The organism is Lysinibacillus sp. NPDC093692 (assembly GCF_050280125.1).
Taxonomy (GTDB): Bacteria; Bacillota; Bacilli; order Bacillales_A; family Planococcaceae; genus Lysinibacillus.
In genome coordinates, this window is record NZ_JBNNUW010000019.1 from 88,788 (window position 1) to 98,008 (window position 9,221).

The 9,221-nt window shown below is 33.5% G+C and carries 13 protein-coding genes and 1 riboswitch; of the genes, 7 read left to right on the forward strand and 6 right to left on the reverse strand.

Annotation, left to right across the window (positions count from 1 at the left end; translation table 11 throughout):
- Positions 1-44: 44 nt before the first annotated feature.
- The 5 genes from ACQKN4_RS18595 to ACQKN4_RS18615 form a co-directional block, all read right to left on the reverse strand.
- Entirely contained in the window at positions 45-977 is a 933-nt protein-coding gene (locus ACQKN4_RS18595) for a C40 family peptidase (protein WP_079560172.1), read from the reverse strand.
- A gap of 529 nt (positions 978-1,506) precedes the next feature.
- The gene (locus ACQKN4_RS18600; protein WP_427484491.1) at positions 1,507-1,869 is read right to left on the reverse strand and encodes a VOC family protein; all 363 of its coding nucleotides are present in this window, start codon (positions 1,867-1,869) and stop codon (positions 1,507-1,509) included.
- 337 nt (positions 1,870-2,206) lie between these two features.
- Positions 2,207-2,527, reverse strand: coding sequence for a DUF5367 family protein (locus ACQKN4_RS18605; RefSeq protein WP_427484492.1), 321 nt, complete (start codon positions 2,525-2,527; stop codon positions 2,207-2,209).
- Positions 2,528-2,544: 17 nt separating this feature from the next.
- Positions 2,545-2,718 carry a hypothetical protein gene (locus ACQKN4_RS18610; protein WP_427484493.1) on the reverse strand — a complete coding sequence of 58 codons (174 nt, stop codon included), beginning with the start codon at positions 2,716-2,718 and terminating at the stop codon, positions 2,545-2,547.
- Positions 2,719-2,763: 45 nt separating this feature from the next.
- Positions 2,764-3,117 (reverse strand): helix-turn-helix domain-containing protein, encoded by a 354-nt coding sequence (locus ACQKN4_RS18615; RefSeq protein WP_427484494.1) that lies wholly within the window; start codon positions 3,115-3,117, stop codon positions 2,764-2,766.
- Between the two features lie 227 nt (positions 3,118-3,344).
- On the opposite strand from ACQKN4_RS18615, the gene ACQKN4_RS18620 reads away from it, so the two are divergent.
- The 3 genes from ACQKN4_RS18620 to ACQKN4_RS18630 all read left to right on the forward strand — a co-directional run bounded on the left by ACQKN4_RS18620 (position 3,345) and on the right by ACQKN4_RS18630 (position 4,953).
- Complete coding sequence (locus ACQKN4_RS18620) at positions 3,345-3,494, forward strand: hypothetical protein (RefSeq protein ID WP_094075068.1); 150 nt, start codon at positions 3,345-3,347, stop codon at positions 3,492-3,494.
- Between the two features lie 202 nt (positions 3,495-3,696).
- Positions 3,697-3,886, forward strand: a riboswitch (cobalamin riboswitch).
- A 157-nt stretch (positions 3,887-4,043) separates the two neighbouring features.
- Entirely contained in the window at positions 4,044-4,499 is a 456-nt protein-coding gene (locus ACQKN4_RS18625; RefSeq protein WP_427484495.1) for a tyrosine-type recombinase/integrase, read from the forward strand.
- On the forward strand, positions 4,480-4,953 hold the full coding sequence (locus ACQKN4_RS18630) for a tyrosine-type recombinase/integrase (RefSeq protein WP_427484496.1): 474 nt from the start codon (positions 4,480-4,482) through the stop codon (positions 4,951-4,953). Before ACQKN4_RS18625 ends, ACQKN4_RS18630 begins: the two co-directional genes overlap by 20 nt.
- Before the next feature lie 110 nt (positions 4,954-5,063).
- Here the strand turns inward: ACQKN4_RS18630 and ACQKN4_RS18635 are convergent, their stop codons facing one another.
- A complete protein-coding gene (locus ACQKN4_RS18635; RefSeq protein ID WP_427484497.1) occupies positions 5,064-5,663 on the reverse strand; it encodes a LexA family protein in 600 nt (199 codons plus the stop codon).
- A gap of 117 nt (positions 5,664-5,780) precedes the next feature.
- On the opposite strand from ACQKN4_RS18635, the gene ACQKN4_RS18640 reads away from it, so the two are divergent.
- The 4 genes from ACQKN4_RS18640 (at position 5,781) to ACQKN4_RS18655 (ending at position 9,088) form a co-directional block, all read left to right on the forward strand.
- Positions 5,781-5,861 carry a helix-turn-helix domain-containing protein gene (locus ACQKN4_RS18640; RefSeq protein WP_427484501.1) on the forward strand — a complete coding sequence of 27 codons (81 nt, stop codon included), beginning with the start codon at positions 5,781-5,783 and terminating at the stop codon, positions 5,859-5,861.
- Positions 5,862-6,531: 670 nt separating this feature from the next.
- The gene (locus ACQKN4_RS18645; protein WP_427484498.1) at positions 6,532-7,869 is read left to right on the forward strand and encodes a polysaccharide deacetylase family protein; all 1,338 of its coding nucleotides are present in this window, start codon (positions 6,532-6,534) and stop codon (positions 7,867-7,869) included.
- A 237-nt stretch (positions 7,870-8,106) separates the two neighbouring features.
- Positions 8,107-8,478 (forward strand): DUF5391 family protein, encoded by a 372-nt coding sequence (locus tag ACQKN4_RS18650; protein ID WP_200749829.1) that lies wholly within the window; start codon positions 8,107-8,109, stop codon positions 8,476-8,478.
- Between the two features lie 115 nt (positions 8,479-8,593).
- Positions 8,594-9,088: a hypothetical protein gene (locus ACQKN4_RS18655; RefSeq protein WP_427484499.1), complete on the forward strand. Its 495-nt coding sequence runs from the start codon at positions 8,594-8,596 to the stop codon at positions 9,086-9,088.
- Positions 9,089-9,221 lie beyond the last annotated feature (133 nt).

Sequence of the window (9,221 nt, forward strand, 5' to 3'; positions counted from 1 at the left end):
CCTTAAGGAAAGCTTCTTTTTTCTACATACAATTTAGAGCGGTCTTAAAAAACACGTTTTGCTGTAATATAATGCTCTTTGTAATAATCAACCATTAGTACTCTTGTATTTATACCACTAGAACTTGGAATGATAATACGGTGATCACCTGCATAGATAGCTACTAGTGAAGGAGTTTTAGAGCCTACAACACTATTAAAGAACACTAAATCACCCTTTTTTAAATTGGAACGTGAAACGGTTGTGCCAGCATTCATCAGATCCTTTAAATTGGTTGTACCAAGTTTAACGCCACTCTTGCGATAAACAAAGTCTACAAATCCTGGCGCTGTAAAGCGAAGACTTGCTTCATTATTTGTAGAGCTGATCGTTACTTTATTTTTATAATTAAAGGCGTTTTCAACAATTTTATCGCCTTTCGTTGCAGGGTTAGCTGAAAGTAGTGTAGGTAATACTCTACGAGCAGTTACATAATTATCTGTATAATATGGTTTACTATTTAAATCAGAGATAACGATATTTTGCTTAGGATCAGCCATGTGAATCATTTTATTGTTGCCAATATACATTCCTACATGATCAGGATCTGTTCCTGTTTTTTTACTCTTAAAGAAAAGTAAATCGCCTTTTTGTAATTGATTCTTTGCCACGTAAGTCCCTTGTTGCATCATATAATCTTCATTGTAAGTTCCAATATCTATACCATTTTTCTCGAAAATGTACATGATAAAAGTTGCACAAGAAAATTTATATGGATACGTAGCCTTGTATGTTGTATTACTATATGTTGCTTGACCAATTAAGCTTTTTCCAGTTTGAATTAATTGTTCCGCTTTCGCAGCAACAGCCTGAGAGTTATTTTGAGCATTAGTTGTTGCAGCCTCTACTTTTACTGGGTGAACAGTTGGTTGTACTATTCCCAATGTACTAAAACCTATCGATAATGCTAATGTTGTTGTTAAAAATTTTTTATTCATGATGTTAAGTTCCTCCTGAAGCTATTTGTTAAGTTTAATCCTGTTTTGGATTTTCTCTGGAATTAATCGTAGCATGAAAAAGTAAGGCTTCTTTGAGGTAATTGTTACCACGGTGGATGGGAATTCACTGTAAACACCTGATACAAAAGGCTTCATCGCCTTAATTTACAGTTTTATTACAAATGTTTCAGTTGGGTGAAGTAATTGTTAGAATCGAAAGGTCATAGGGTAGTAAAAGCCTTGACGGAGGGGGGAAACGACGATACACTCAGCATGAAATACTTAGCGATATTCAGGTTTTCATTTTTTGCTTTTTAGACGGCGGATGTCGATAAAATTCAAAAGTTGGGGGATAAAACGCAAAAGTTAATCGATAAAATAAAACAATTGGCCAATAAAACGAAAAAGTGATCCGATAAAATTCAAAAGTTAGATGACATTTGTTAAAACGACTGTCATGAGATATTCACCATCATATTTTTGAAAACATGCCAGTTGAATAGAAATTAACTTCTATTCAACTGTTGCTTTAAATTTCCTGAATCATTTCTACTCTATTACCGAATGGATCTCTAAATTCAAAACGTTCAAAATGAGGAATAGGAACTGAGTCGAAAATTTCAATATGATGTTCGATTAATGTCTTTTTCCACTCACCTATATTTTCAACTTGATAGGCGATATGAGCCTTAGTCGTTAATCTATCAAAGCCATCTTCTGTTCCTACATGTACCTCTTTATTGCCGACCTGTAACCAAAACCCACCTCGTCCTTTAAGCGAATCAGGCTTTTCAAGTTCTTTTAGTCCTAATACTTGACAGTAAAAATGTTTCCCTTCTTCTTCTTCACCTTTTGGAATTGTTATTTGAACGTGATGTAGACCTATAACCATTTGTTCTCCTCCTTTAATTCCAATCAATACTTACTTCTAGGATAATGATGGAAAACCCTTTAACTTCTTTCAGCGGGTGTCTAAACACTCGCTGAAATAGAGGAACTCAGACTAAGAACTTCACATCCTGCGAAGAACGCCTGAGTGGCCGACATCGTATCGGCCCTCGTGTTGTTGCTGTCGCTGCGCTTTCGCACAAAAAACATCTGCAGGCCCAAGTACAAAGCGGATTCCGGACGCAATTAAGCCGAGGCATAATTGATTTTCATGAATGAATAGTATTCTTCCTCACGAATGAAGCCTTTGTAACACCTGTAATAAGTATTAGGGAATAGGCCTATAGAAGCCATGAGGCGAAATAACGATCTACATCAGCTGATAAATTCAGAAAAATATTATCGAAAACTAATAATACGACTGCATCAATGAGCATGCCCGGTAATACGATACAAATAGCAGCCAGTAATCGCTCAGTACCCTTTATCTTTTTCAAAGAATAAATAGGTATTATCGCTATCAAAATGAGTGGAATAGCTAAAATGAAAGCGGCTATCATGAATAATGGTTTTTCAAGGATAAAAAAGTAATTCCCCATTAATCGGAATAAAGAACTTGCTACAAGCCAAATTGCAAACCCAAAACATAGAAAGAATGGCATTGTGGTTCCTCCTCAAATTATTTCCCTAGACGATACAGTGTCTCTAGGATTTTTTCTAACTGTTGATAGAATGCATCTACGTCGAAATCGTCCCGCATCATCACTTGTACGGCTAAACCGTCAATAAGGGCATTGAGAAAAATGCTCCACGTTTCCACTGTGACACCTTCAATTGGTGATGTATCCCACATTTTTTTTAAAATGTTACATAAATGTTCATTTTCAGTCGCTAAAATTTATCCAATTTGCTGCCTAATAGCTGGGTTAGTAAAGCTAAAGACGATTAAGGTGAAAAATAATTTATGATAAAAGGCTTCGTTTTCATATCGACTTTTTGCAGAGAAAAGTGCAGATAGAATCATTTGTTGATCAATCGTCAAAATTTTATTCCAAGAATTTCTACATATATCTTGGACAATTTCTAGAATTATTTGCTCTTTTGATTTGAAATGATAATAAATAGTTCGTTGTGTCACCCCGGCTCGCTTAGCAACAGCCTTTAATGTAAATTTTTCAATCCATTTTACCACTAAACTTTGCTTGGCAGCCGTTAATAAATCAGACTTTTCGATTCCAGTAGGTTTCGCCATTGGTTTACACCTCTCTAGTTATTAGTTAGTTGGATAACTAACTATGAAATAATAAAATATTCCTTGATTTACAAGTTTATTTTAACAATGGAGGATACACATTGGATAAAAGATAGAAGGACTTAATAACACAAGACGCTATGGTATAATAATAAAAACGGAATAATAAGATAGAGGTACAAAGTTGAATAGTTTCTCTCTAAAGACAAGCAAAGTAGGTGAACAAAGTGGGGAAATATCAATTGGATACCAAAGGTAAGGTAGCTGTGCAAAAATATCATGAGAAACAGAAGCCTGCCAAATTTGATAAAAAGCAGCAACTTGAAAAAATACGTGCGGAGTATTTGAAAAAGAAGCAAAAACAAACAGATCAATAAGAGTAGTAAAGGAGCGAGATGAACGATGTGTTTATCTCGTTCTTATTTTGAGGGCATGCAAGTATCCGATACCTCTGTATAGTTGTGAAAACGTCGTAAGCTATCTTGTGAATGAGGATGCCCCTGTTTCCGATAAATTAGTGTTGTCTACACTGATATAAAGGTGTCAATGTACACAAACCACTATAGTATAATAATAAAAACGGAATAATAAGATAGAGGTACAAATCATATTTTGATTTGTTTAAAAGGGAAGATCGGTGCAAATCCGACGCTGTCCCGCAACTGTAAATGGGAGCACGTTTCAAAAAACCACTGTTACAACTTGTAATGGGAAGGTGAAAAGTGTGATGAACATAAGCCAGGAGACCTGCCTTTATCTAGTACAACCAAAAAACCTACGAGGAATGAATTTTCTGTAGGGAATAGTGCTATGTTATAAACGTTGATATATCAAGGGTTTAACGTATATATTAAATTGAAATAAGATTGTATGCATGTAGTGAACACTTTACTTAGATTTTAAATCTATTTTAAGGTGGTTTTTTTTTGTTAATTAAGTTCGCTATTCAAGATTTTTTAGATGAAAGAGAAATGATGAATCTAAGTGAAGAAACTTTAAAAGGCTATAGGATATTTTTTAGAGAGTTTCAAACATGGTTAAGGGAGAATGATATCCTAGACACTTCTGATGTGTCTCCGAATACGATAAAAAGTTATTTAGTATATTGTAAGAAGGAGAAAGGAAATGCACCTAGTACAATTAATAATAAGTTGAAAAACCTAAAAGCATTTTTCAATCATTTAACTGAAAATGAATATATTCAAAAGAATCCTTGCTATAAAATAACAAAACAAAAAACAGATGAACGAATAGAAGTCTTTACAGATACTCATATAAGACAGATGCTACGATATTATAGACGTTTAAAGCGTAAAAGACCACGAATATACAGCGTACAGAAATACAGCAATTATTATAACCTTGCTTGGTACAGGAATTAGAATAGGTGAATTACGCAACTTAAGATGGTCAGATGTGATGGAGAATCAATTAGTGGTTTTTGGTAAAAATCGCAAACAAGAAACTGTTCCATTAACAGATAAAGTGTTAAACGAATTAGAAGAATTAAAATTATATTGTAATCGCTACTTTAACAAATTACCTGAGTATATTTTTGCTAATAGAAACGGAACCCAAATGTCATATGAAGCAACTAAGAGCGTATTCACAAGATTACAAGAAGTAATGAATTTTAAAGATGTACGATTATCTGCACACACATTTAGGCATACCTTTGCTCACAGATGTATAATGAACGGAATGGATGTTTTTACATTACAGAAGATCCTTAGGCATTCATCACTTTCAATGACACAAAAATACTTGGCATTATGGGGAAATGCTTTACATGAACAGAACAATAAGTATAATCCATTGAATAATATTGATATATAGAAAAAAACGAGGGCGAAATTTAGTCCTCTTTTTTTTATTTTATGTATTTAAATATCCTATACTCGATATAAAAAAAGAGCAAACAAATGTCTGCTCATATTCCATTTATATTAAAATTCAACAATCAATTTTTCTAATTTACCAATGATACGAACATTTTTATCAGTTTTAGGATTGAAGATTCTTGGAGGATAATTTGAATTTTCGCTTTGAAGAATGAAGCTACCGTTTGTTCTAAATACCCTTTTTAAAACAATTTCATCATCTACACATACAGCTGCTATATCACCATTTTCAACTTCTTCTTGTTTACGCATAAATAGAATATCTCCATCATAAATCCTTGCACCTACCATTGAATCACCACTTGCACGAACATAAAAATAATCTCCGCTTTTTATCCAATCTTCAGGAGTTGATCGATACTCTGTAGGTGTTTCGAAAACCACTAAACCTTCTCCGCATGAAACATTTCCATACAAAGGGAGCTTCACTTCACATGTATCGTCATATTCATCTACTTCAAAAAAGTGTGTAAAAGGTACATTGAAAAGTTCTGCCATCACCATGATTTTATCCATTAAAGGTTTATTAGCATTACGTTCCCAAGCTGAAACAGCAGTAGGTGCTACACCTAATTTTTTTGCTAAATCGTCTTGTGTCATTTTAAATTCCTTACGCAATGTTTTAATTTTTTCGCCTACAGTCACTATGTATCTCCTCCTTGACTTTATTATACATTTAAGCTGTAAAAAAAGTACAGTAAATCTGTAGTATCTTAAATGCAGGAGGTGAGCAGATGTGCAATACACATTTAACAAGCCCGTATTTTAGCAGGTTTAACTCAAAAAGAAATGGCTAAAAAAATGAAGATGTCTGAGAAAACATATATACAGTATGAAAAATAGAGACGAATCTTTCGTATGGATCAAGCTTATTTGTTTATGAAACATGTGAATGTTCCGTTTGATACAATTATTTTTTTTGCAGGACAACTACAGAATTTCTGTAGTTTGGATAAAATAGCTTGCACAATTTAGATATTGGAATGTGTTTTTAATCAGACAAGCTAATTCGACATATTCTGATAAAAAGGAGGGGGGATTGTGGAAGGGTTTGAAATATCTGAGGACAAAATTCTTAAATTGATTCCTATTGTCGAAAGCATCCTATCTAAAAAGTATGGTGAAAAATTGCACTACGTGATTTAACTGTAAACTCTATAACAGTTAATAAGAGAGATTGCGCGAAATAGCGCAGGCTGTATCAGTACGTCAGAAGAAAAACTATCAAAGCCTGAATGGAATAGTACAGGTCCTCCTTCATGGTGGCCAAAACCTTATTATAGGGCACAACCTATAACAGGTGAAGTATGGTCAAATTTCTGGAAGCCAGTAACAGAAATTTACACCGAAGCACGGACAACTACAGAAATGCAAACACAATCAACATTCGATGGATGGGATTTTGATACGGTATGGACAATAGATGAAGGTAGAGATTATCCTAGATTTAAATTAAAGATTACACAAATAAAATGCAAACGGATGCCATTAACAAACTACAGAGGGTGATAATATGACAAAATTTAATCAAGAAAAGTTAATCCGTGATGCATTGGGAAGCCCTGTACTTAGTCAGTATTGGGATGATGTGAAGCAAACTTTTATAATACCAGGTGGTGAAGGTGTTGATTTTACAAAAAAGAAGCTGATTCGTGATGCAGTTGGCGCAGTCATACCGCAATATTGGGATGGTAAAAAGGGTGGATTTGCAGCTATTACATCGGAAAATCAGCAGTCTAAAGAAACCATTAACCAGGGAAGATTAATGACAGACTTCTCAAGTTGGCAATTGTGGTATGGAGTAGTTTCACAAGATACAGAACATGTTAAAGTTGGACAGTCGTCTGTCAAAGTAACTACAAATGATGCCAATACTACATCAGCGAGTAGAATAAGATCAGTACAATTTAACTTATCAAAAACCAAAACAATGATGATACGATTCTACGTAGAAGATGTGAACAAGTTTTCTAATATTGAATTGAGGTTATCTTCAGTTGATAATATGGCCAGCTATTTTTCTTGGAAAACAACAAAATGGAAAATGATTAGTGGATGGAATGAGGTTATGATACCTCTTTCTAAATTGAATGTTGTAGGTAATGAAAGTCTTAATAATTCGATTACAACATTACAAATTAGTGTTACTGGCAATCATACATTTGTTGTATTTGATGGAATCTACACCAATAGGATTTTAAAAGGAAATGTATTGCTTCACTTTGATGATGGTTTTATTTCTCAATATACGAACGCTTTTCCCCTCATGTTGGCTAGAGGATTCGTTGGATCAGTTGGTGTCATTAGCAGCTCAGTAGGTATAACGGGATATATGAATTTAGCACAATTAAAAGAGATATATAATTATGGGTGGGATTTGTTTAATCACACTGTTACACATCAAGATTTATCAACATTGTCAATACATCGTATTCAGGAAGAATTGGACGTTTGCAGGCAATGGTTAATTTCAAATGGATTTTCCAGAACTGCTGATTTTGTAGCGTATCCTTATGGCGGTTATAATAATGACGTTTTAGAGGTCATGAAAAACTATAAATTAGGAAGGTCAATAAGAGAAGAATATGAAATTCTTCCACCAATTCAACCACATCTGCTTAAAACGGTCATTCTATATAACAATGTAGAAGAAATCACATTTAGAAATGCGATTGATTATGTAATAGAAACAGGGGCATCGGTTATTTTCCTACTTCATAAAGTAGAAGATGTAAATACAGATGAAATGAATTATCCGACAGAAAAGTTTAAAAACATGCTTGATTATCTATATTCAAAGCAGGAAGAACTAAATGTACTGTCATGGAGTGAGTATGCAAATATGTTTTAAGTGAAACGCGAGCATAAGCTAGCGTTATTTTTTATGTGACAAATCATCATCAAAAAGTTATTGAGGCTTTTTTTATATAAAAAGCATATCATTAATGATATAGGAGGTCTTTAAATAAGGCTGTTTTCGTAAACTTTGTTGTTTTGGTTAAATAGTGTTATTCAACAATCGGGCCAGATTGTTGAGGTGCATATGTAAAGTGAACTTACCAAAAATTATTCTTATGGAGGTTGTAGAATGAGAAATGGTGTTATCTTAATGACAATAATTTCGGGGCTACTTTTCTGTTTTATAATGATTGCAGCTTCGCTAACTCCCTTTCCGGATCCTGGTGGATTCAATTCTTTAGGTATGTGGCTGAATATTATAATGTTTCTTGTCTTTTATATTCTGTCTTTAATTTTGTATTGGGTAGGAGTTAAAGGAATGAAATATGTTATGGCAGTTTTTTGCGGAGTAGGGTTACTTATATCACTTTCAATAATTGTACTGGCATTTGTAATGGGAACGGTTACTTATAATGTTTCTGATTTTCTATATGTGATCGTTCTTTGCGTTATGTCACTAATTGCCAATATCGTTTGGTATATTGTTGCATTTAAAAAGTAGCAGATTTATAACGTTCTGTTTTATAGGGATGCAATGTATTAAACAATCGGGCGCGATTGTTGTATAGCCCAACTTTTCTTTATAGCAACAATCTTTGAGAAAACAGCCTTAAATAATGACTATAATTAATGATATGAACTACAAGTTAAAAGAAGCTAAATACTATTTAAATGACATGAGAATTAAACAATCTACTGGCACAAAGGAAGAATTTACTTATGCTTTTAGTTCATTTTTAACAAGCATTAGAAGTGTCACACAATACGCTTTTGATTATAAACAACAAGCGTATGATACATTAATCTCTAGCCTTAAATTCAAGGGTGTGTTTACAGATTTAAGAAATGAGAATATACATGCAAAACCTGTAGGAACTTCAAATGCTGGTCAGAGTTCTATACCTATAGTTCTGACAGTATCGAATGGAGAAAGTGAAGTAGATTCTTTAGAAAAAGATGAAAAAGAAAGTAGTCCTTTGAATGAATATTATTACATTTTTGAAGGACAATTTGATACGCCTGAATTTAGGGATAAGACTCTTATTGAATTAGCAAGCTTATATATTAATGAAGTAGAAAAATTTATTAGTGATTATGAGCAATTGATTTAAATCATAACATCTTTATAAAGAAAGCCTTCCACAGAAAATGAAGTGACCCCTAAAAGTTAGACACGGTTATTTCATTAGGCAGCTTGAGTAAAATGAGTTCGGTATTGAACCGGACTCATTTTTAATTTTGCCT